The 21089-nt window shown below is 64.1% G+C and carries 33 protein-coding genes; 1 reads left to right on the top strand and 32 read right to left on the bottom strand.

What is annotated here, in order from left to right:
- Window positions 1-38 precede the first annotated feature (38 nt).
- The 15 genes from CHB77_RS01190 to rplO form a co-directional block, all read right to left on the bottom strand.
- Complete coding sequence (locus CHB77_RS01190) at window positions 39-1055, bottom strand: amino acid ABC transporter substrate-binding protein (RefSeq protein WP_089386352.1); 1017 nt, start codon at window positions 1053-1055, stop codon at window positions 39-41.
- A gap of 165 nt (window positions 1056-1220) precedes the next feature.
- Window positions 1221-1934, bottom strand: a complete 714-nt coding sequence (locus CHB77_RS01185) for an ATP12 family chaperone protein (protein ID WP_089386351.1) — start codon at window positions 1932-1934, stop codon at window positions 1221-1223.
- The gene (locus tag CHB77_RS01180) at window positions 1931-2587 is read right to left on the bottom strand and encodes an HAD-IA family hydrolase (RefSeq protein WP_089386350.1); all 657 of its coding nucleotides are present in this window, start codon (window positions 2585-2587) and stop codon (window positions 1931-1933) included. The genes CHB77_RS01185 and CHB77_RS01180 overlap by 4 nt, the downstream gene beginning before the upstream one ends.
- Complete coding sequence (locus CHB77_RS01175) at window positions 2584-3636, bottom strand: RluA family pseudouridine synthase (RefSeq protein WP_089386349.1); 1053 nt, start codon at window positions 3634-3636, stop codon at window positions 2584-2586. The genes CHB77_RS01180 and CHB77_RS01175 overlap by 4 nt, the downstream gene beginning before the upstream one ends.
- Window positions 3633-3998, bottom strand: coding sequence for a fluoride efflux transporter FluC (locus tag CHB77_RS01170; protein ID WP_089386348.1), 366 nt, complete (start codon window positions 3996-3998; stop codon window positions 3633-3635). The genes CHB77_RS01175 and CHB77_RS01170 overlap by 4 nt, the downstream gene beginning before the upstream one ends.
- Before the next feature lie 31 nt (window positions 3999-4029).
- Window positions 4030-5346: a replication-associated recombination protein A gene (locus CHB77_RS01165; protein WP_089386347.1), complete on the bottom strand. Its 1317-nt coding sequence runs from the start codon at window positions 5344-5346 to the stop codon at window positions 4030-4032.
- A gap of 47 nt (window positions 5347-5393) precedes the next feature.
- Window positions 5394-5984 (bottom strand): acyl-homoserine-lactone synthase, encoded by a 591-nt coding sequence (locus tag CHB77_RS01160; protein ID WP_089386346.1) that lies wholly within the window; start codon window positions 5982-5984, stop codon window positions 5394-5396.
- A 62-nt stretch (window positions 5985-6046) separates the two neighbouring features.
- A complete protein-coding gene (locus CHB77_RS01155) occupies window positions 6047-6658 on the bottom strand; it encodes a helix-turn-helix transcriptional regulator (RefSeq protein WP_089386345.1) in 612 nt (203 codons plus the stop codon).
- Between the two features lie 310 nt (window positions 6659-6968).
- Window positions 6969-7388 (bottom strand): 50S ribosomal protein L17, encoded by a 420-nt coding sequence (rplQ, locus tag CHB77_RS01150; protein ID WP_089386344.1) that lies wholly within the window; start codon window positions 7386-7388, stop codon window positions 6969-6971.
- 107 nt (window positions 7389-7495) lie between these two features.
- The gene (locus CHB77_RS01145) at window positions 7496-8512 is read right to left on the bottom strand and encodes a DNA-directed RNA polymerase subunit alpha (RefSeq protein WP_089386343.1); all 1017 of its coding nucleotides are present in this window, start codon (window positions 8510-8512) and stop codon (window positions 7496-7498) included.
- 116 nt (window positions 8513-8628) lie between these two features.
- Window positions 8629-9018, bottom strand: a complete 390-nt coding sequence (gene rpsK, locus CHB77_RS01140; RefSeq protein ID WP_089386342.1) for a 30S ribosomal protein S11 — start codon at window positions 9016-9018, stop codon at window positions 8629-8631.
- A 14-nt stretch (window positions 9019-9032) separates the two neighbouring features.
- A complete protein-coding gene (rpsM, locus tag CHB77_RS01135; protein WP_089386341.1) occupies window positions 9033-9401 on the bottom strand; it encodes a 30S ribosomal protein S13 in 369 nt (122 codons plus the stop codon).
- 157 nt (window positions 9402-9558) lie between these two features.
- Window positions 9559-10230: an adenylate kinase gene (locus CHB77_RS01130; RefSeq protein WP_089386340.1), complete on the bottom strand. Its 672-nt coding sequence runs from the start codon at window positions 10228-10230 to the stop codon at window positions 9559-9561.
- A gap of 36 nt (window positions 10231-10266) precedes the next feature.
- Window positions 10267-11637 carry a preprotein translocase subunit SecY gene (gene secY / locus CHB77_RS01125; RefSeq protein ID WP_089386339.1) on the bottom strand — a complete coding sequence of 457 codons (1371 nt, stop codon included), beginning with the start codon at window positions 11635-11637 and terminating at the stop codon, window positions 10267-10269.
- A gap of 108 nt (window positions 11638-11745) precedes the next feature.
- A complete protein-coding gene (gene rplO / locus CHB77_RS01120; RefSeq protein ID WP_089386338.1) occupies window positions 11746-12222 on the bottom strand; it encodes a 50S ribosomal protein L15 in 477 nt (158 codons plus the stop codon).
- A 203-nt stretch (window positions 12223-12425) separates the two neighbouring features.
- On the opposite strand from rplO, the gene CHB77_RS01115 reads away from it, so the two are divergent.
- On the top strand, window positions 12426-13037 hold the full coding sequence (locus CHB77_RS01115) for a hypothetical protein (RefSeq protein WP_089386337.1): 612 nt from the start codon (window positions 12426-12428) through the stop codon (window positions 13035-13037).
- 4 nt (window positions 13038-13041) lie between these two features.
- On the opposite strand, the gene CHB77_RS01110 is transcribed toward CHB77_RS01115, so the two are convergent.
- The 17 genes from CHB77_RS01110 to rplB all read right to left on the bottom strand — a co-directional run bounded on the left by CHB77_RS01110 (window position 13042) and on the right by rplB (window position 21035).
- Window positions 13042-13752 carry a hypothetical protein gene (locus CHB77_RS01110; RefSeq protein ID WP_089386336.1) on the bottom strand — a complete coding sequence of 237 codons (711 nt, stop codon included), beginning with the start codon at window positions 13750-13752 and terminating at the stop codon, window positions 13042-13044.
- Between the two features lie 142 nt (window positions 13753-13894).
- Complete coding sequence (rpmD, locus tag CHB77_RS01105) at window positions 13895-14080, bottom strand: 50S ribosomal protein L30 (RefSeq protein WP_089386335.1); 186 nt, start codon at window positions 14078-14080, stop codon at window positions 13895-13897.
- A gap of 12 nt (window positions 14081-14092) precedes the next feature.
- Window positions 14093-14671, bottom strand: a complete 579-nt coding sequence (rpsE, locus tag CHB77_RS01100; protein WP_089386334.1) for a 30S ribosomal protein S5 — start codon at window positions 14669-14671, stop codon at window positions 14093-14095.
- 112 nt (window positions 14672-14783) lie between these two features.
- Window positions 14784-15143 carry a 50S ribosomal protein L18 gene (gene rplR / locus CHB77_RS01095; protein ID WP_089386333.1) on the bottom strand — a complete coding sequence of 120 codons (360 nt, stop codon included), beginning with the start codon at window positions 15141-15143 and terminating at the stop codon, window positions 14784-14786.
- Between the two features lie 12 nt (window positions 15144-15155).
- Entirely contained in the window at window positions 15156-15689 is a 534-nt protein-coding gene (gene rplF, locus CHB77_RS01090) for a 50S ribosomal protein L6 (RefSeq protein ID WP_089386332.1), read from the bottom strand.
- Window positions 15690-15701: 12 nt separating this feature from the next.
- Window positions 15702-16100: a 30S ribosomal protein S8 gene (gene rpsH, locus CHB77_RS01085; RefSeq protein ID WP_089386331.1), complete on the bottom strand. Its 399-nt coding sequence runs from the start codon at window positions 16098-16100 to the stop codon at window positions 15702-15704.
- 9 nt (window positions 16101-16109) lie between these two features.
- Window positions 16110-16415, bottom strand: coding sequence for a 30S ribosomal protein S14 (gene rpsN, locus CHB77_RS01080; protein WP_089386330.1), 306 nt, complete (start codon window positions 16413-16415; stop codon window positions 16110-16112).
- Window positions 16416-16432: 17 nt separating this feature from the next.
- Window positions 16433-16993, bottom strand: a complete 561-nt coding sequence (gene rplE, locus CHB77_RS01075; RefSeq protein WP_089386329.1) for a 50S ribosomal protein L5 — start codon at window positions 16991-16993, stop codon at window positions 16433-16435.
- On the bottom strand, window positions 16993-17298 hold the full coding sequence (rplX, locus tag CHB77_RS01070) for a 50S ribosomal protein L24 (RefSeq protein WP_089386328.1): 306 nt from the start codon (window positions 17296-17298) through the stop codon (window positions 16993-16995). Before rplX ends, rplE begins: the two co-directional genes overlap by 1 nt.
- On the bottom strand, window positions 17298-17666 hold the full coding sequence (rplN, locus tag CHB77_RS01065) for a 50S ribosomal protein L14 (RefSeq protein WP_010400243.1): 369 nt from the start codon (window positions 17664-17666) through the stop codon (window positions 17298-17300). Before rplN ends, rplX begins: the two co-directional genes overlap by 1 nt.
- A gap of 76 nt (window positions 17667-17742) precedes the next feature.
- A complete protein-coding gene (gene rpsQ / locus CHB77_RS01060; protein WP_089386327.1) occupies window positions 17743-17988 on the bottom strand; it encodes a 30S ribosomal protein S17 in 246 nt (81 codons plus the stop codon).
- A gap of 11 nt (window positions 17989-17999) precedes the next feature.
- A complete protein-coding gene (gene rpmC / locus CHB77_RS01055) occupies window positions 18000-18206 on the bottom strand; it encodes a 50S ribosomal protein L29 (RefSeq protein ID WP_089386326.1) in 207 nt (68 codons plus the stop codon).
- Between the two features lie 179 nt (window positions 18207-18385).
- Entirely contained in the window at window positions 18386-18799 is a 414-nt protein-coding gene (rplP, locus tag CHB77_RS01050) for a 50S ribosomal protein L16 (protein ID WP_089386325.1), read from the bottom strand.
- 12 nt (window positions 18800-18811) lie between these two features.
- Window positions 18812-19528, bottom strand: a complete 717-nt coding sequence (rpsC, locus tag CHB77_RS01045; protein WP_089386324.1) for a 30S ribosomal protein S3 — start codon at window positions 19526-19528, stop codon at window positions 18812-18814.
- Window positions 19528-19908 carry a 50S ribosomal protein L22 gene (gene rplV / locus CHB77_RS01040; RefSeq protein WP_089386323.1) on the bottom strand — a complete coding sequence of 127 codons (381 nt, stop codon included), beginning with the start codon at window positions 19906-19908 and terminating at the stop codon, window positions 19528-19530. The genes rpsC and rplV overlap by 1 nt, the downstream gene beginning before the upstream one ends.
- Window positions 19909-19913: 5 nt before the next feature.
- Window positions 19914-20192 carry a 30S ribosomal protein S19 gene (rpsS, locus tag CHB77_RS01035; protein ID WP_089386322.1) on the bottom strand — a complete coding sequence of 93 codons (279 nt, stop codon included), beginning with the start codon at window positions 20190-20192 and terminating at the stop codon, window positions 19914-19916.
- Between the two features lie 3 nt (window positions 20193-20195).
- Window positions 20196-21035, bottom strand: coding sequence for a 50S ribosomal protein L2 (gene rplB / locus CHB77_RS01030; RefSeq protein ID WP_089386321.1), 840 nt, complete (start codon window positions 21033-21035; stop codon window positions 20196-20198).
- Between the last annotated feature and the right edge of the window lie 54 nt (window positions 21036-21089).

The raw sequence follows: 21089 nt of genomic DNA, 5'->3' as shown, positions 1-21089 counted from the left end.
GGGGGCGCGGTTGCGCCCCCCAAGGTCTTGGCAAGCCCTCAGCGGAAGGGCATCGCGTACATCAGGCCGCCCTGGGTCCACTGCGCGTTCAGGCCGCGGGCCAGGCCGATCGGGGTCTGTTCGCCGATGTTGGCGGCAAAGATCTCGCCATAGTTGCCGCTGGCCATGATGGCGCGCTTGGCCCATTCCTTGTCCAGGCCGATCATCGCGCCCAGATCGTCGGTGGTACCCAGAAGGCGCTGCACCTCGGGGTTCTGGGACGAGGTGGTCAGTTCCTCGATATTGGCCGAGGTGATGCCGTATTCCTCGGCCGCGATCAGCGCATACAGCGTCCAGCGCACGATGTCGCCCCAGTTGCTGTCGCCATGGCGCACGGCCGGCCCCAGCGGTTCCTTGGAAATGATCTCGGGCAGGATGATGTGGTTTTCGGGATCCGCAAAGGCCGCGCGGGTCGCGGCAAGGCCTGATGCGTCGGTCGTGTAGGCGTCGCAGGCCCCGGCCATGTACTGCTGCTCGCCCTCGGCATTGCTGTCGATGTTGACGGGCGAATAGGTCATGTTGTTGGCCTTGAAATAATCGGCCAGGTTCAGTTCCGTCGTGGTGCCGGTCTGGATGCAGACGGTCGCGCCTTCCAGTTCCTTGGCCGACGTCACGCCCAGATCCTTGCTGACCATGAAGCCCTGGCCGTCGTAATAGTTCACGCCGACGAAATCGAGCTTGAGATCCGTGTCGCGCGAAAACGTCCAGGTCGAGTTGCGGGCCAGCAGATCGACCTCGCCCGACGACAGGGCGGTGAAACGGGTCTGGCCGGTGGTCGGCACGTATTTCACCTTGGTCGGATCGCCCAGCACGGCGGCGGCCACGGCCTTGCAGATATCGACGTCGAAGCCCGTCCAGTTGCCGTTCGCATCCGGCGCGGCGAAACCGACCAGACCGGTGTTCACGCCGCAGTTCAGTTCGCCCCGCGCCTTCACGTCGGCCAGCGTGTCGGCCATGCCCACGCCCGCCATCAGCGTGGCGGCGGCGACGGAACCCAGAAATACCGAAGTCTTCATATCTACCCCTTTGTTGGTTGCCGTCCAGGACGGTGTGTCAGCCCCGACGACGCCCGGACCTTGGCGGCCGGGCTTATTGCGGCAGCCCCGTCGGGACCGCACATAGGCAACATAGTGCCGATACTGACTGGTGCGTCAAGCGTGACGCCCATCCGGCCGACAGTTTCAACTGCGACGCGACAGGTGCCACAGCCGTTCGGAGGCCAGCATCGCCGCCCTGCGATGTTCGGCGGCCTCGGCGGCTTCGTCGTCGCGCCCCCAGCGTTCGGCCTGGAAATCCTCGTCGATGCGGCTGATGCGGAACGCCGTTCCGGCGTCGATCCGGCCATGAAGCACGGCCAGCCCAAGGACCAGCGAACCGGGCAGCGTCACGAGATCATGCAGCGCCGTCAGGCCGAAAACGTCCAGTTCCGCCAGATGCCGGTGCAGCCGTGCCATCGCATCCGCGTCTTGGGCAATCGGGATGACGCCGTGGGTGATGCGCAAGGGCGCGCACAACGCCGTCCCCGCCCATTCGGCCAGCGGATCCCAGGCCTCGGCCTGACGGCGGACCAGTTCGGCCGGCTGGTCGGCGCGATAGGACAGCAGGTCGGTGCCGCCATATTCGGCAAGCATGTCCACGACGGCGGCAAACTGAGGAGCGACTTTCTCGACCGCCGAATTGGCGGCGCGGGTCAGCGGCATGGTGTTGGGATCGATCACGTCGGCCTGCGCGTCCCATTCCCCGGCCACTGCCTGCGCCAGCGCGGCGGTGGGCAGGATCAGGGGCAGCTTGCCGGGCGTGCGCAGCGGGCGGTCGTCCAGGGCGATCTCGAACCCTTCGGCGGCCGGGCGCACCGAAGACGCCTTCCAGAACCGCCGCGCCTTCCATTCCGTCATGCCCCCCACCCTGCCAGTTTCCGGCCCAAATCCGCAAAATCCGCCGCGACCGCGGCCGCCCCCGACGCGACCAGCACGTCCTGCCCATGATAGCCCCAGCTGACCCCGAGCCCGGTCATTCCCGCCGCCCGCGCCATGTCCATGTCAAAGCTGGTATCGCCGATCATCACCGCGTCCGCCGCGTCCACCCCGGTTTCGTTCAAGGCGCGCAGCAACATCGCGGGATGGGGCTTGGACGGATGGTCGTCCGCCGTCTGCGTGCTGACAAACCGGCCCTGCAGGCCGTGGGCCTCGATCATCGCGGCCAGCCCACGGCGCGACTTGCCGGTGGCGACGGCCAGAAGGACATCGTCCCGCGCGGCAAGCATGTCCAGACAAGCGCGCGCGCCGGGATACAGCGGCGCCGCCTGCGCCAGCCGGGCCTGCATGAAGGCTGACCGATACCCGTCCACGATCCGCGCCTGCGTGGCGGCGTCCTGGCCGGGGACAAGCTGCGCGACCGCCACCGGCAGGGACAGGCCGACGATCTGCAACACCGCCTCTCGTGGCAGCGGAGGCAGGCCGGCGCCCTGAAAGGCCGCCGTCATGGCGCCGTGGATGTGATGCTGGCTGTCGATCAACGTGCCGTCGACATCAAAAACGACCAGCTTCATTCGGCATCCGCGAAGGGATCGTCGGGCACGTCGTTCTCGTGCCAGCCCAGCGTCTTCCAGGTGCGCGCCATGTGGTCAGGCAAGGGGGCGGTCAGGGTGATGCGCTTTTTGGTGATCGGATGGTCGAAGCGGATGCTGCGGGCATGCAGGTGCAGCTTCTTGCTGATCTCTCCGCCCAACTGCGCGCCCCAGCCGTCGCCCAGGTTTTCCTGCCCCGAGCCGCCGTATTTGCCGTCGCCCACGATGGGATGGCCCAATTCGGCCATATGCGCGCGCAGCTGATGGGTGCGCCCGGTGATCGGCACCAGCGCGCACCAGCTGGCCCGCGTCCCCAGCGCGTCCAGAACAGCGTAATCGGTGGTCGCGCGCTTGGCGCCCTCGGTGGCGTCGATATCGCGGGGGTGGACGGCGATCATCTTTTCGTTGTCGCCCCGCCCGCCGCCCTTGACCAGGCCAAAGCGGACCGTGCCCATGCGCGGATGGGGAACGCCCGCCACCGCCGCCCAATAGATCTTGCGGGTGGTGCGTGCCCGGAACGCCTCGGACAACGCGCGGGCCACGCGGTCGGTGCGCGCCAGCAGCAGGACGCCGGACGTGTCCTTGTCCAGCCGATGCACCAGCTTGGGCCGGTCCTTGTATCCGAACATCAGCGCCGTTGTCAGCCCATCGACATGCCGGTCGCCCTGTCCGCTGCCGCCCTGCGACGGAAGGCCCGGCGGCTTGTTCAGGGCAATGATGTGGTCGTCCTTCCACAGCACGGCCGCCTGGATCATCTGCTGATCGCCGTCCGACAGGCGCGGCCCCAGCGGACGGTCCTTGGCCCGCGCGGGGATCGGGGCGGCATCGGGCAGCGGGGGGATGCGCACCTCTTGCCCGGTCTCGATCCGGGTCGCAGGCTTGACGCGTCCGCCATCGACACGAATCTGGCCGGTGCGGCACAGCTTTTCGACAGCGATCTGGCCAAGCTGCGGAAACTTTTTCCTCAGCCAGCGGTCAAGCCGCTGATCGCCTTCGTCCCCGCCAACGCGGATGGTCTGGACGCCGGTCATGCGAACAGCCCCCGGCCGGCGGTCAGTCCCGCGAACACCGCCCCCAGCGACAACAGGACGGATGCCGCCACATACAGCGCCATCGCGGTCCCCTGCCCCCGTTCCCACAGGGTCAGCGAATCCAGGGAAAAGGCGGAAAAGGTGGTGAACCCGCCAAGGATGCCGGTCAGCAGCAAAGGCGCCCAGTCGCCGCCCCGCTGCGCCAGCAGGGCCGCCAGCAGCCCCATGACCAGGCTGCCAAGAACATTGACCAAAAGGGTCGCCAGCGGAAAGCCCTGGACAGGGATCGCGCGATACAGGCCAAAGCGTGCCACCGACCCGATGGCGCCGCCGACCGCGACTTGAAGAAAGGGATTCATCATCCGACGCCTTTGTCCCTGGTGGCGGCCAAAGTCAACCGCCGCGCTTCAGCCGCTGCGACACGAACCAATCCAGACGCTTTTTCAATTCCCGTTCGAATCCGCGCTCGACCGGAATGTACAGCACCGGACGCTTCATCCCGTCCGGAAAATAGTTCTGGCCGCTGAACGCATCCTCGGCATCGTGGTCATAGGCGTAGCCCGCGCCGTATCCGTGATCCTTCATCATCTGCGTCGGCGCGTTCAGGATATGGGCGGGGGGCATCAGGCTGCCCGTGCGCCTCGCCTCGGCCCGCGCGGCCTTGTAGGCGACGTAACCGGCGTTCGATTTGGGCGCCAGGGCCAGATAGACCACCGCCTGGGCCAGCGCCAGTTCGCCCTCGGGGGATCCGAGGCGTTCGTAAAGCGCCCAGGCGTCCAGGCAATGCCGCTGCGCCGCCGGGTCGGCCAGGCCGATGTCCTCGACCGCCATGCGGGTGATGCGGCGGGCCAGATAGCGGGGATCCTCGCCCCCCTCCAGCATCCGGGCCAGCCAGTACAGCGCCGCATCCGGGTCGGACCCACGCACCGATTTGTGCAGGGCCGAGATCAGGTTGTAATGCTCGTCCCCCGACTTGTCGTATTTCGCCGCCCGGCGCATCAACCGCTGCGCCATCGCGGGCTGATCTACCGGCTTGTCAATCTTCCAGGCTGCCACCTGTTCGATCAGGTTCAGCGCGGCGCGGCCATCGCCGTCCGCCATCTCCAACAGCGCCTCTCGCGCGGGGGCGGTCAGCGGCAGCGTGCGCCCCAGTTCGCGTTCGGCCCGTTGCGCCAACAGTTCCAGATCGCGCAGCGACAGGCGTTCCAGCACGATCACCTGCGACCGCGACATCAGCGCGGCGTTCAGTTCGAAGGATGGATTTTCGGTCGTCGCACCGACCAAAAGGATCGTCCCGTCCTCCATGTGCGGCAGAAAGCTGTCCTGCTGCGCCTTGTTGAAGCGATGGATCTCGTCCACGAACAGCAACGTGCCGCGGCCCTGCTGCCGTCGCAGCCTGGCCGTATCGAACACCTTGCGCAGTTCGGGCACGCCGGAAAAGATGGCGCTGATCTGCACGAAGGCCAGATCGGTTTCGTCCGCCAGCAGACGCGCGATGGTGGTCTTGCCGACGCCCGGCGGTCCCCACAGGATCACGGACGACAGGCTGCCCGATGCCAGCATCGACCCCAATGGACCCTCGGGGCCAAGCACCTGATCCTGACCGATCACATCGCCCATGCGCACGGGGCGGATACGATCGGCCAAGGGTCGCACCGCCGGGGCAGGCGGTGGATCGGACAAGGGGTTGGCATCGAACAGATCGGGCATCACACCGCCAATCTACGGCGAACATGGGGCCGCGAACAGCCCTGCCGTTAATGCATCTTGGGCACCAGATTGATCGCAACGCACTGGAAATGGCCGTCGTCGATCCACATGACGCGGCCGATCGCCTCGGCGTCCAGGCCGCAGCGGCCGTACCAGCGGGGCCAGTTTGCACCGGTCAGCGCGATCAGCCGCGTGGCGCCCAGTTCGCGGGCCGATCCCGTCATCGCCTCGACCATCTTGAAGTGGACCTTGCGGCGGTACATTTGCGGAATGTCGTGGCTGACGAAAACGCGCGAACATTCCCAGACCTGTTCATCCACCGGTGCGTCCGCATCCAGCAGGTCGCGCGGAATCGACCCGCCCAGGGTGCCCTTCTGCGCGTCGCGGATCATGTAGCTGTAGATCCCGCAGCGCGCCGTCGTCGGCGTCAGGCGAAAGCCCGCCATGACCTCGCCCTTGTCGTGGACGGCGATCCAGCGGCTTTGCGGGGTGTCGTACTGGTCGAACTCCATGTCTTCCGCTTCGGGAAGATCCCAGTTCTTCTGGATGATGAAGCTCTGCTTGCGGGCACGGAACAGATTGGCGAACAATTCGCCGTGGTTGTGCAGGTTCGAGAAGGAAAGCGTGGTCGTCTGCATGGTCAAAACTCCTGGGGTGCGAGGACGGCCCCTCCCCACATCACGGTCCCCTGGGCGAGCGCCTACAACAGTCGGTATTCCTTGGCCCGTTGCAACGCTTCGGCTGTCGTGCGTGCTTTCAGTCTTTCGCGGACCGAGATGAGCCGTGCCTTGAACGCGCTTTCGGTAATGCCAAGCTTGGCTGCCGCTGCCGCATGACGATCGCCCTCCGCGACGCAACGAAGGGCTTCTTTCTGAGCCTTTGTCAGGCTCGCCGGCGGCTCCGTGCTGTCGTGAAGCCGACGTACCGTGGCCGAGATCTCGGCGATCTCGTCATCCGTGAATTCGCGATCATCGCGCGCAAAGCTGGCGATGGTGCGTGAACTGATCGGACCGCAGGATACCGTCAGCCCGAAAGTCAGGCCGTGATTGGCTGCGTCCTTGAGAATGTTGAACGGATCGGGAATCGGCAGGCTGGACCAGCGGCAGGCGCCGGTTGTCGAAAAGCCCCAGGCAATCGTCGGGTCACGCAGCGCATAGCCGTTCTGAGAATAGAAGTCGGACCATTCCTGGGCATAGGTCTGGAACTGCATCAGGGGTGCGGCAAAGCGGATATGCAGGCCGACAAAGTATCCGGCCGGGGCGATTTTCCCCAGTTTCCGTAGGCCTGCGTTGATATCTGCGCGTGATGACATGACTTTTTAGACAAATTGCCTTCGTTACCGTCAACGTACAATGTAGTAGTGACCCAAATTTCTTGCCATATGATTAATGGGATGGGAGATCCCGCAGATGCAGTCATCCGGCGGAGTTTTTGCCCTTCCCCCTGCCATTTGCCAGCAACTGCTGGCAATGCCCTTGACGGCGGACGAGCGAAATGACGTTGCGCACGCCTTGATGCAGTTCACCCGTGCGCAAAAACCATCCGAAAATCGCAGCATCATCAAAAACGCCCCGAAGCCTGGTCGGCTGCGGGGCGTTTGATTCGAACAGGCTGGCGGCCGATTATTCGGCGTCGGCCGTTTCAGCCTCGACACGGGCACGATCACCGGCGCCCTTGGCGGCCGGATCGCGGTCAACCAGTTCGATGATGGCCATGGGCGCCATGTCACCGTAACGGAAACCGGCCTTCAGGACACGGACGTAACCGCCCTGGCGATCCTTGTAACGGTCGCCCAGAACCTCGAACAGCTTGGCCACATACTGGTCCTGCTTCAGTTGCGAGGCTGCTTGGCGACGGGCGTGCAGATCGCCGCGCTTGGCCAGCGTAATCAGCTTCTCGACGATCGGGCGCAGTTCCTTGGCCTTGGGCAGGGTCGTCTTGATCTGCTCGTGCTCGATCAGCGAACCGGCCATGTTGGCAAACAGCGCCTTGCGGTGCTCGTGGGTACGGTTGAGGCGGCGATAACCGCGGGCGTGACGCATGATGATCTCCTATGACGTCTTTTGCTTTGTCCGGCAGCCCATGCGTGGCGGGCCGCTCTCCTTGGGGCGGGATGCCCAGGCGGCGGGGGTCGCCCCCCGCCGAAGTCTCAGAACTGGTCGTCGAAACGCTTGGCCAGATCCTCGATGTTTTCCGGCGGCCAGTCGACCACGTCCATGCCCAGATGCAGGCCCATGCCCGACAGCACTTCCTTGATCTCGTTCAGGGACTTGCGGCCAAAATTCGGGGTCCGCAGCATCTCGGCCTCGGTCTTCTGGATCAGGTCGCCGATATAGACGATGTTGTCGTTCTTGAGGCAGTTGGCCGAACGGACCGACAGTTCCAGCTCGTCCACTTTCTTGAGCAGGCGCGGATCGAATTCCAGCCCGTCCTCGGCATCCTGGCGATTGGCCGATTCCGGCTCGTCGAAGTTGACGAACACGGACAGCTGGTCCTGAACGATGCGCGCGGCATAGGCCACGGCGTCTTCCGGGGTCAGCGATCCGTCGGTTTCGATCTTCATCGTCAGCTTGTCGTAATCCAGCACCTGCCCCTCGCGGGTGGGCGTGACTTCATAGCTGACGCGCTTGACCGGGGAAAAGATCGCGTCGATCGGGATCAGGCCGATGGGCGCGTCCTCGGGACGGTTCTTGTCGGCGGCGACATAGCCCTTGCCGGTCTGGACGGTCAGTTCCATGTTCAGTTCGGCGCCGTCGTCCAGATGGCAGATGACGTGATCGCGGTTCAGGACGGTGATCCCGGCGGTCTCCTGGATGGCGCTTGCCTTGACCTCGCCCGGCCCCTTGGCGGACAGGGTCAGGCGCTTCGGCCCTTCCACATCCATCTTCAGCGTCACGCCCTTGAGGTTGAGGACGATGTCCGTCACGTCCTCGCGGACACCCGCGACGCTGCTGAATTCGTGCAGCACGTTGTCGATCTGCACCGAGGTGATGGCCCCGCCTTGCAGCGACGACAGCAGCACGCGGCGCAGCGCGTTGCCCAGCGTCAGACCAAAGCCCCGCTCCAGCGGCTCGGCAACCAGGGTGGCGGTGCGGGTGGCATCCGCGCCCTGCTTGACGACCAGCTGCGTCGGCTTGATAAGCTCGGCCCAGTTCTTGTGGATCATGCGTTTGCCTCCATACTTGTCCCCGCCCCATGTCCGTGGCCGGGAACGCCCGAGGTTGAAAACGGAAAAACCGAACCGCGCCAAGGATGCGCGGTCCGGGCAATCTTCATCTGAAATCAGACGCGGCGGCGCTTGGGGGGGCGGCAGCCGTTATGCGCGATCGGCGTCACGTCGCGGATCGCGGTGATGTTGAAGCCGACCGAGGCCAAGGCGCGAAGGGCCGATTCCCGGCCCGAACCGGGGCCTTGCACTTCCACTTCCAGGGTGCGGACGCCGTGTTCCTGCGCCTTGCGGCCCGCATCTTCGGCGGCCATCTGCGCGGCATAGGGGGTCGATTTGCGCGAACCCTTGAAGCCCATCGTGCCGGCGGACGACCACGAGATCGCGTTGCCCTGCACGTCGGAGATCAGGATCTTGGTGTTGTTGAAGCTGGAATTCACATGCGCCACGCCGGTGGCGATGTTCTTGCGTTCCTTGCGCTTCATGCGGGTCTTGTCGCGTGCCATAAACCGTTACCCCCTTATTTCTTCTTGCCAGCGATGGGCTTCGCCGGGCCCTTGCGGGTGCGGGCATTGGTGTGGGTGCGCTGACCGCGGACCGGCAGGCCGCGGCGATGGCGCAGGCCGCGATAGGAACCCAGGTCCATCATGCGCTTGATGTTCATCTGACGTTCGCGGCGCAGGTCGCCCTCGACGGTCAGGTTCGCGTCGATGTATTCGCGGATTTGCAGAACTTCGGCGTCCGATAGATCGTTCACGCGGCGGGCGCGGTCGATGCCGACGGCTTCGCAGATCTGTTCGGCATACATCGGGCCGATGCCGTGGATATAGGTCAGAGCGATCGGGACGCGCTTCCCGGTCGGAATGTTGACGCCAGCAATACGAGCCACGCGTTTTCCTTTATCGGTTGCGGTTCCGTAGCACCGGAACCTTTTTTCACAACGGAAAGCCCGAAAGCCATGCCTTCGGGCCGCTTGATGATCCACCGGCCTCAGCCAGATGATTCTCTTGCGAGATGCCGTGACTTATAAGGGGTTGCCCCCAGGGTCAAGTGCCCGTGGCGATTTCCCTTGACAGGGGCAGCACAGCGGCGATCTGGTCCGAAACCCGGTCCATATCCGCCAGGCCGTCCACCGGAGCCAGCTTGCCCTTGGCATAGTAATAGCCGATCAGCGGCGAGGTCTTCTTGTAATACTCCAGCAGCCGCGTCTTGAGGCTGTGTTCGTTGTCGTCCGCCCGGCGCCGCAGGTCGGTCGATCCGCACACATCGCAGACCCCCGCGACCTTGGTCGGCTTGGTGTCGTCGTGATACACCTCGCCGCAATTGCCGCAGGTATAGCGGCCGGTGATGCGGCGGACCAGAGCCTCATCGTCAACCTGCATTTCCACCACGGCATCCAGCACCATGCCGGTTTCCTCCAGCAGTTGCCCCAGCGCATCGGCCTGCGCCAAGGTCCGGGGGAAACCGTCGAAGATGAAGCCGTTGCCGCCTTCGGACAGTTTTTCGCGGATCAGCCCGATAACGATCTCGTCCGTGACCAGCTGGCCCCGGTCCATGACCTCGGCCACCCGCTTGCCCATCTCGGTCCCCGAGGATCGGGCCGCGCGCAGCATGTCGCCAGTAGACAGCTGCACCAGTCCGCGGTCCTCGACCAGCTTGCGGGCCTGCGTTCCCTTGCCGGCACCGGGCGGTCCCAGCAGAATGATGTTGATCGTCATGGATGGTCTGTCCCCCTCGTCAGCCCTTCTGGGCCGTTAGCGGCGCGATGGCGCGCGACGCGGCTTTGCGGTTCCTTCTTTGCGTTTACCACGCAACTGCGATTTCTCAATCAACCCTTCGTATTGATGGGCCAGAAGATGGCTTTGCACCTGGCTGATCGTGTCCATCGTCACCGACACCACGATCAGGACCGACGTTCCCCCGAAATAAAAGGGCACCGACCACTGGCTGCGCAGGATTTCCGGCAGCAGGGAGACCGCCGCCAGATAGGCCGCGCCGATCACGAGCACACGGTTGACGACGTAATCCAGATATTCCTCGGTCCGCTTGCCCGGACGGATGCCGGGAATGAAGCCGCCCTGATTCTTCAGGTTCTCGGCCACGTCGTCGGATTTGAAACTGACGTTATGGGTATAGAAATACGCAAAGAACACGATCATCCCGGCAAAGAACACCAGATACAGCGGCTGGCCCGGCCCGAAATACGCCAGGATCGTGGACATAATCGGCCCTGTCTGGTTGCCCGAAAAGGTCGAGATCGTGATGGGCAGCAGCAGCAGCGAACTGGCGAAGATCGCCGGAATGACGCCCGCCGGGTTCACCTTGACCGGCAGGTGCGACGACTGGCCGTCATAAACCTTCATGCCCACCTGGCGCCGGGGATACTGGATGCGGATCTTGCGCAGCGCGCGTTCCATGAAGACCACGAAGGCGATCACCGCGACGACCATCACGATCACGCCCAGGATCACCGGGGTGGAAATCGCGCCCGACCGCCCTTGCGCAAAGAAGTTCGCCAACGCGGCCGGAATTTCCGCGACGATGCCCACGAAGATAATCAGCGAAATGCCGTTGCCGATGCCGCGCGCGGTGATCTGTTCGCCCAGCCACATCAAAAACATGGTGCCGCCGACCAGCGTGATGACCACCGACGCCTGGAAGAACAGGCCCGGATCATGGGCCAGCCCGCCCGCCTCCAGCGACTTGGCCAGGCCGTAGGCCTGGAACAGCGCCAGCGCCACCGTGCCATAGCGGGTGTACTGGTTGATCTTCTTGCGGCCCTGTTCGCCTTCCTTCTTCAGCTGTTCCAGCGACGGCACCATCGAGGTCAGCAGCTGCACGATGATCGAGGCCGAGATATAGGGCATGATTCCCAGCGCAAAGACGCCCATCCGGCCCAACGCCCCGCCGGTGAACATCGACAGGATCCCGCCGATGCCGGACTGCGCCTGATCCATGAAGTTGCGCAGCGCCGCGCCGTCGATGCCCGGCACCGGGATATAGGTGCCCAGCCGATAGATAATCAGCAGCCCGATCGTGAACCAGATGCGCTGGCGAAGTTCCGTGGCCTTGCCGAATGCGCTCCATGAAAGGTTCGCGGCCATCTGTTCTGCGGCTGACGCCATGTTTTTCCGTCCCGTGTCATGACGGCGCCGCCGACCCGTTTCCGGGGACCGGCGGCGCCAGGAAAACCTGAGGGCTATCTATGGGGCGCGGGCGCCCCGATCAACAGCTTATTCCGCCGCCTCGGCCCGAACCGGCAGCGTCACTGTGCCGCCCGCCTTCTCGACCGCCTCGACCGCCGATTTCGACGCGCCGGTGACGGAAATGGTCAGCGCCTGGGTGATCTCGCCCTTGGCCAGCAGACGGATGCCATCCAGCTTGCGGCGCACCAGACCCGACGCGACCAGGGCGTCTTCGGTCAGTTCGGCGGCGCCGTCGATCTTGCCCGCGTCGATAAAGCCCTGGATCTGGCCCAGGTTCACGACGGCAAAGGATTTCGCGTTCGGCTTGGTAAAGCCGCGCTTGGGCAAACGGCGGTACAGCGGCATCTGGCCGCCTTCATAGCCCCCGATCGCCACGCCCGACCGCGATTTCTGGCCTTTGATGCCACGGCCGGCGGTCTTGCCCTTGCCAGATCCGGGACCGCGCGCCACGCGCTTTTTCTTGCGGTTCGCGCCGTCGTTGTCGCGGATTTCATGCAGTTTCATGTCGCTTCTCCTGGGCCGGACGCGTCCCCGAAGCGATGATGGGACGGACACGGCATGTCTGTTTCGTGAATCGGTGCCCAAGGGCACCCGCGGCGTATAGACCCAAGCATTCCGTCCGGCAAGTCCCGGTCGGGCACAAGCGGATGTGAATTGCCGTCGCGGGCCGCCGCCTTATCACGGCACCATCTGATCGGGATCATGCCATGCGACGCCTTGCCGTTCTTCTTGCTGCTCTTCTGGTGCCGCCCACGGGGGCGCAGGCGGCCGATCCGTCCTTGTGCGTCGCCCGCATCGACGGCCGGGACGTGCCGCTGGGCTATGACAAGGACGAACCGGGGCTGCGCGATCATTTCAGCCGCCGCGAGGTCTTCTTCACCGCCTGGGGCCGGGACACCTGCCCCAGTTATGTCGTGCTGCGCAGCCTGACCCCAGACCTGACCGACGAACAGCGCGACCCGTTTTGTCTGCGCCACGACAAGGCCAGCGATTCCGTGATCGGCTATGATCTTGGCCGCAGGGACGCCTATGGCCGCTGCGAAAAGCCCGCAAGCACCGTCTGCAAGCGCGTGAACCAGACCCGGAACGCCGCCGTGGCGATCACCGGCGCGGCTACGCGGGGGGCGATCAACGGCCTGCGCGCCCTGCCGGACGGATCGGGGGCCGTCATCCTGGGCGGATCGCAGGGCTATGTCTCGGGCGTCCTGTCGTCGATCGGCGGAGCGGCGGCAGCGCTGGCGGCCTCTCCGGCCATCGCGGCCGGGGCGGCGGTGTCGATCGTGGCCGTGGGCGGGGCGGTCTATGCCTGCCGGGACTAGGCTCTCAGAACTCCAGCCAGGTGCCGATCTTCAAGGCCGCTTCGCTTGGCCCGATCAGCGGCGCGATCACGCCCACCTCCAGCCGGGCAGGACCGCCAAGATCGTAGATTGCGGAACTGGCCAATTTCGCCGAAAACTCCGCATCCTTCTGCGATTCGAGTCGCAATTGGTTGACCAGGGCCAGAAGGGGTATGGGACGGACCCCTAGGGTCAGGTCAAGCTTGGCGACGGCATCGGGCGTCAGATAGGCGTATTCGACGCTGGACAGACCCTCCCGGACCCAGACCTTCTCGGACTTGCCGGCCACTTTGACCCGCGCCTCGGCCGTCAGCCAGCCGCCGTCCCAGATACCCGAAAACCCGCGCCCCCACATGAGCGCGAACTGGCTTTGCGGCAGCAGGTTTCCGTCCTGGCGGATCACCCCAAAGCCCATGGAATAAGACAGCTTGTTCGGACCCTCGCCCCCGTCCAGCGATTTCTGATACCACAGCATGACGCCGGTCTCGCCGACATTGGTGGTGCTGATTTCCAGGCCAAGGGTTCGACGGCGGGCAAGGCCGTATTCCGCATAAAATCCCGTATAGGCGTTCCCGGCCCCGTCGAATTCGCCCGACAAGGCCAGAAAGGAATGACCCGGATCGCGGGGCCAGGGTCCGGCATGGGAAATCGAGGCCAGAACGAGCCAGAAAACACATCCGCCTAGAAACCGCCGCACCCCGACCATCCTGCTGGATCAAAGCCATCGCCGACCCTAGGACGGGAACCGTTAGGAAAAGGTTAACAGGCGTTTTCGAAACACGAACACATGAAAAAGCCCCGGATGTCTCCGGGGCGTTTGTCAGAGGCAATCGCTTGGATCACTGCTTTTCCTCGATGATCGTCACCAGATGCGGAATCTTGGCGACCATGCCCCGGATCGAAGGCGTATCCTCCAACTCGCGGGTGCGGTTCATCTTGTTCAGGCCCAGGCCCTTCAGCGTTTCGCGCTGGATGGCGGGGCGGCGGATCGGGCTGCCGATCTGCTTGACGACGATGGTTGCCATGCGCCTGTCTCCTTACGCTTCAGCGGTTTCAACGGCGGCTTCGGCAGCCGGCTTGTTGTCCTGCGGCAGGATGTCGGCCACCTTCTTGCCGCGGCGCTGCGCGACCGACCGGGGGCTGGCTTCCTTTTTCAGGCCATCCAACGTCGCGCGGATCATGTTGTAGGGGTTCTGCGACCCTTGCGATTTCGCAACGACGTCCTGCACGCCCAGCATCTCGAACACGGCGCGCATCGGGCCGCCGGCGATGATGCCGGTGCCCGGAACGGCGGTGCGCATGATGACCTTGCCCGCGCCGTGGCGGCCTTCGATGTCGTGGTGCAGGGTGCGGCCGTCACGCAGCGGCACGCGAACCAGCGAACGTTTGGCCTGCTCGGTGGCCTTGCGGATCGCCTCGGGCACTTCCTTGGCCTTGCCCTTGCCAAAGCCGACGCGGCCACGCTGGTCGCCGACGACCACCAGGGCCGCAAAGCCGAAGCGCTTGCCGCCCTTCACGGTTTTCGACACGCGGTTGATCGCGACCAAACGGTCCTGGAATTCCGGGTTCTCCTCGCGTTCCTCGCGACGGCCCCGACGGTTTTCACGTTCTGCCATAAGGCATTCCTTATACGGTGGCGCGATCCGCGCCGTTCATGTCAATCCAGGTGGGCGATCGGGCGACCGCCCCCGGATCATCGGGGCGGCGTGATGAACGCCGCCCGCAGAATCAGAACTTCAGCCCGCCTTCACGCGCGGCGTCGGCCAAGGCCTTCACTTTGCCATGAAAGATGAAGCCGCCGCGGTCGAACACGACCTCCTCGACGCCTGCAGCCTTCGCACGCTCGGCAATCGCGGCGCCGATCTTCGCGGCGGCCTCGACATTGTTCTTGCCGACTAGGCCGAAGTCCTTCTCCAGCGTGCTGGCCGAGGCCAGGGTCACGCCTTTCACATCGTCGATCACCTGGACCGAGATGTTCTTCGACGAACGATGGACCGACAGGCGCGGACGGCCGTTCGACATCGCCCGCAACTTGTTCCGAACGCGCAGGCGGCGCTTCTGGAACAGCTCTTGCTTTTTCAGTGCCATTTCATGCGCCCCTTATTTCTTCTTGCCTTCCTTGCGGAAGACGAACTCGCCCTTGTAGCGGATGCCCTTGCCCTTGTACGGCTCGGGCTTGCGCCACTCGCGGATGTTCGCGGCCACCTGACCAACAAGCTGCTGGTCGATGCCTTCCACAACGATTTCGGTCTGCTTCGGCGCCGTGATCGTCACGCCGTCCGGCGTTTCGAAGTTCACGTCGTGCGAATAGCCCAGGGCCAGCTTCAGGGTCTTGCCCTGCATCGTGGCACGATAGCCGACGCCCTGGATTTCCAGCTCTTTCTTGAAGCCGTCCGATACGCCGACCGTCAGGTTTTCCACCATGGACCGGGTCATGCCCCATTGCTGGCGCGCACGCTTGGAGGTGCCGCGCGGCTTGACCGCGACCGCGCCGTCGTCCAGCACCAGATCCACGTCGTCGGTCGCCGTGAAGCTGCGGGTGCCTTTCGGCCCCTTCACTTCGATGGTCTGACCCTTGATCTCGGCCGTCACACCCTTGGGCAGAGCGACCGGCTTTTTACCAATCCGAGACATTCTCTGCCCTCCTTAGAACACGGTGCAGAGGACTTCGCCGCCGACATTGGCGTTGCGAGCCGCTGCATCCGACATGACGCCCTTGGGGGTCGAGACGATGGACACGCCCAGACCCTGACGGACCTGCGGGATTTCCCTGGCGCCCGCATAAACGCGGCGCCCAGGCTTCGACACACGCGACAGTTCCCGAATGACCGGGGTGCCGTCGTGGTATTTCAGACCGATCTCCAGCTCGGCATGGCCGGCGTCAGAGGTCTTTTCTTCATAGCCGCGGATGTAACCTTCGGCTTTCAGCACGTCCAGAACCCAAGCGCGCAGCTTGGAGGCCGGGGTGCGCACGGTCGATTTGCCGCGCATCTGCGCATTGCGGATGCGGGTCAGCATATCGCCGAGAGGATCGTTCATCGACATGGTGCCCCCTTACCAGCTGGATTTGACAAGGCCGGGAATCTGCCCTTGCGAGCCAAGCTCGCGCAGCATGATCCGCGACAATTTCAGTTTGCGGTAATACGCGTGCGGACGACCGGTAAGCTGGCACCGGTTGTGCAGACGCGTTTCCGACGAATTGCGCGGCAGTTCGGCCAGCTTCAGCGTGGCCTTGAACCGTTCTTCCATCGGACGGGACTGGTCGTTGATGACCTCCTTGAGGGAGGCGCGCTTGGCCGCATATTGCGCGACCAGACGCTCGCGCTTTTTCTCGCGCTCGACCATGGATTTCTTTGCCATATCTCTTACCTCCGCGATCAGCTGTTGAAGGGCATGTTGAAATGCTTCAACAGCGCTTTCGCTTCGGCGTCGGTCGGCGCCGTGGTGCAGATGATGATGTCCATTCCCAGAACTTCGTCGACCTTGTCGAAGTTGATTTCCGGGAACACGATGTGTTCCTTCAGGCCCATGGCATAGTTGCCGCGGCCGTCGAACGAGGTGCCCTTCACGCCGCGAAAGTCACGGACGCGCGGCAGCGCCACGTTAATCAGGCGGTCCAGGAATTCGTACATCCGGTCGCCGCGCAGCGTGACCTTGGCACCCAGGGGCATCTCCTCGCGCACGCGAAAGCCCGCGATCGAGGTCTTGGCCTTGGTGATGACGGCCTTCTGGCCGGCGATCAGCGACAATTCCTCGGCGCCCTGCTTGACCTTCTTGGTGTCCTTGACGGCCTCGCCGATGCCCATGTTCAGGACGATCTTGTCCAGACGCGGGATCTGCATGTCGTTCTTGTAGCCGAATTCCTCTTTCAAGGCGGCACGGATCGACTCGCGATAGACGCCTTTCAGGCGTGGCGTATATTTGGTTGCGTCCAGCATCAGATCACGTCTCCGGTGGTCTTGGCGAAACGGACCTTCTTGTCGCCTTCCATGCGGAAGCCGACGCGGGTCGCTTTGCCGTTGGCATCCATCAGCGCCAGGTTCGACAGGTCGATCGGCATCGCCTTCGGCGTGCGTCCGCCCTGGGTGGTCTGGGTCTGACGCTGGTGCCGGATGGCGACATTGACGCCTTCGACGACGGCCTTGTTGTCCTTGGGCATGACAGCGGTGATCTCACCCTGCTTGCCCTTGTCCTTGCCGGCCAGCACGACGACCTTGTCGCCCTTTTTCAGCTTGGCAGCCATCACAGCACCTCCGGCGCAAGCGAGATGATCTTCATGAAGTTCTTGGCGCGCAATTCGCGGACGACCGGCCCGAAGATGCGGGTGCCGACCGGCTCGCCCTGGTTGTTCAGGATGACGGCGGCGTTGCGGTCGAAGCGGATCGAGGTTCCGTCCTCGCGCTTCACTTCCTTGGCGGTCCGAACGACCACGGCCTTGCGGACGTCGCCTTTCTTGACCCGGCCCCGCGGGATGGCTTCCTTGACGGACACGACAATGATGTCGCCCACCGACGCATAGCGACGGTGCGAACCACCCAGGACCTTGATGCACTGAACCCGGCGCGCGCCGGAGTTGTCAGCGACATCCAGATTGGTCTGCATCTGGATCATTTGGTTTCTCCCGACCTTTGGGGACCGCAGGAAGCGGCCCCAGGGTTTCGATCATTTCTGACCTGTGATGATGGACTTACGCGGAAACCGCGTCGTCCGTCAGGACAGTCCAGCGTTTCGTCTTCGAGATGGGCGCGCATTCGACGATGCGAACCTCGTCGCCCACCTTGAACTGGTTGCTTTCGTCATGCGCCCGGTATTTCTTGGACGAACGGACGATCTTGTGCAGCACGGGGTGCTTGAAGCGGCGCTCGACCAGAACGGTGACGGTCTGTTCGTTCTTGTCGCTGGTGACACGGCCTTGCAGGATGCGTTTGGGCATGGGGCCGCTCCTCAGTTCGCTGCGGCGGCATCGGCCGCCTTCTGGTTCAGGATGGTCTTCACGCGCGCCACGTCGCGGCGGACCGCGCGCATCCGGGCGGTGCTTTCCATCTGGCCGGTGGCCTGCTGGAAGCGGAGGTTGAAAGCCTCCTTCTTCAGCGCAACCAGCTGGTCTTTCAGCTGATCGGGCGTCTTCGACGTCAGTTCCTGCGCTTTCATGGCGCTTTCCTTTCAACATCACCGGAGAGCCCCTGCCAAGCAGGGCCACCCTGATTCCCGGTGGAGTTTCGTGATGAAGGCCGTCCCATACAGGGGGCGGCCCGTCATTGCAACCCCTTTGGCAAAGGGAAACCCCGCCGGTCGCCCGGCGGGGTCATGTCATCCGGCAAATGGCAGACTCACCAGTCTTCGCGCGCCACGATGCGGGTCAGGACCGGCAGCTTGTTGGCGCCCAAGCGCAGGGCTTCGCGCGCGATCTCGTCGGACACGCCGTCGATCTCGAACATGATGCGGCCGGGATGGACGCGGGCGGCCCAGAAGTCGATGGCCCCCTTGCCCTTGCCCATCCGCACTTCGGTCGGCTTGGACGACACCGGAACGTCCGGGAAAATCCGGATCCAGACCCGGCCCTGACGCTTCATGTGGCGGGTGATCGCGCGGCGGGCCGCCTCGATCTGGCGGGCGGTCACGCGCTCCGGCTCGGTGGCCTTCAGCGCGAAGGATCCGAAGTTCAGGGCGAAACCGCCCTTGGCCTCGCCATGGATCCGGCCCTTGTGCTGTTTGCGGAACTTGGTCCGTTTCGGTTGCAGCATCTTGTTTGCTCCTTAGCGCGCGTCGCGGTCACGGCGCGGACCACGGGGGGCCGGACCTTCCTGGGCCTCGGCGGCCTTGCGGTCGCGGGCCTGGGGGTCATGCTCCATGATCTCGCCTTTGAAGATCCAGACCTTGACCCCGATGATCCCGTAAGGGGTCGTAGCTTCGGCCAGCGCATAGTCGATGTCGGCGCGCAGCGTGTGCAGCGGCACCCGGCCTTCGCGATACCATTCGGTCCGAGCGATCTCGGCACCGCCAAGGCGGCCGCCGACGTTCACACGGATGCCGAGGGCGCCCATGCGCATCGCGTTTTGGACCGCACGCTTCATGGCGCGGCGGAATGAAACCCGACGCTCCAACTGCTGGGCGATCGATTCCGCGACCAGGGCGGCATCGACTTCCGGCTTGCGGACCTCGACGATGTTCAGGTGAACTTCCGACTTGGTGAAGTTCGCCAGCTTGGTGCGCAGCACCTCGATATCGGCGCCCTTCTTGCCGATAATGACGCCCGGACGCGCGGCATGGATCGTGACGCGGCACTTGCGGTGCGGACGTTCGATGATGACCCGGCTGATGCCGGCCTGCTTGGCTTCCGTCTTGATGAAGTCCCGGATCTTCAGGTCTTCAAGCAGCAGATTGCCATAGTCCTTGTCGTCGGCGTACCAGCGGCTGTCCCAGGTGCGGTTGACCTGGAGGCGCATGCCGATCGGATTGACCTTCTGACCCATTACGCTTGCTCCTCGACTTGGCGCACCTTGATGGTGATTTCCGAAAACGGCTTCATGATCTTGCCATACCGGCCACGCGCCCGCGGACGGCCGCGCTTCATCACCAGGTTCTTGCCGACCCAGGCCTCGGCGACGACCAGGTTGTCGACGTCCAGATTGTGGTTGTTTTCCGCATTGGCGATCGCCGATTGCAGGCACTTCTTCACGTCGCCCGCGATCCGTTTGTGCGAGAAGGTCAGGTCGGCCAGGGCCTTGTCCACCTTCTTGCCGCGGATCAGTTGCGCGACCAGGTTCAGCTTCTGCGGCGAGGTGCGAAGCATCTTGGTTTTCGCGAACGCCTCGTTGTCCGCCACGCGGCGCGGATTGTTTTCCTTACCCATGACGCTTACTTCCTCTTGGCTTTCTTGTCCGCCGCGTGGCCGTAATAGGTCCGCGTGGGCGAATATTCACCGAATTTCTGACCGATCATTTCTTCGGTGACAGCAACGGGGATGTGCTTCTGCCCGTTGTAGACGCCAAAGGTCAGGCCGACGAATTGCGGCAGGATGGTCGAGCGACGCGACCAGATCTTGATGACCTCGGATTTCCCCGAGTCGCGTGATTTTTCCGCTTTCTTGAGCACATAGGCATCAACAAACGGGCCCTTCCAGATAGAACGTGCCATGGATCAGCGGCCCTTCTTCTTCGCGTGGCGCGAACGCAAGATATACTTGTCGGTCGCCTTGTTGCTGCGGGTCTTCTTGCCCTTGGTGTCCTTGCCCCAGGGCGTGACCGGCGTGCGGCCACCCGAAGTCCGGCCCTCGCCCCCGCCATGCGGGTGGTCGATCGGGTTCATGGCGACGCCGCGAACGCTGGGCCGGATGCCCTTGTGCCGGTTGCGGCCGGCCTTGCCCAGGTTCTGGTTCGAATGGTCGGCATTCGACACGGCGCCGATGGTGGCCATGCATTCCTGACGCACCAGACGCAGTTCGCCCGAGGACAGCCGGATCTGCGCATAGCCGCCGTCGCGGCCCACGAACTGGGCATAGGTGCCCGCCGAGCGGGCGATCTGGCCGCCCTTGCCGGGCTTCAGTTCCACGTTGTGGACGATCGTGCCGATCGGCATGCCGCTGAAGGGCATGGCGTTGCCGGGCTTCACGTCAACCTTGGCGCCGGCGATCACCTTGTCGCCCACGGCCAGACGCTGCGGCGCGATGATATAGGCGCGTTCGCCATCCTCATAGGCGATCAGCGCGATGAACGCGGTGCGGTTGGGATCGTATTCGATCCGTTCCACCGTCGCGGCCATGTCGAACTTGGTGCGCCGGAAATCGACAATGCGATACAGGCGCTTTGCCCCGCCGCCCTTGCGGCGCATGGTGATCCGTCCGGTGTTGTTCCGACCGCCGTTCTTGGTCAGGCCCTCGGTAAGGGCCTTGACCGGGCGACCTTTCCAAAGCTCCGAACGGTCGATCAGAACCAGCCCGCGCTGGCCAGGCGTCGTCGGTTTATACGACTTCAATGCCATCTTTCTGTCTTCCGTTGCTTTGGACCAGGGTGGTCCGTTGTCGTCAAAAGATTA

This window comes from Paracoccus sediminis (genome assembly GCF_900188295.1).
Taxonomy (GTDB): Bacteria; Pseudomonadota; Alphaproteobacteria; order Rhodobacterales; family Rhodobacteraceae; genus Paracoccus; species Paracoccus sediminis.
The sequence above is the reverse complement of the archived record's forward strand: the minus strand, read 5'-3'. Positions and strand labels throughout refer to the sequence as shown.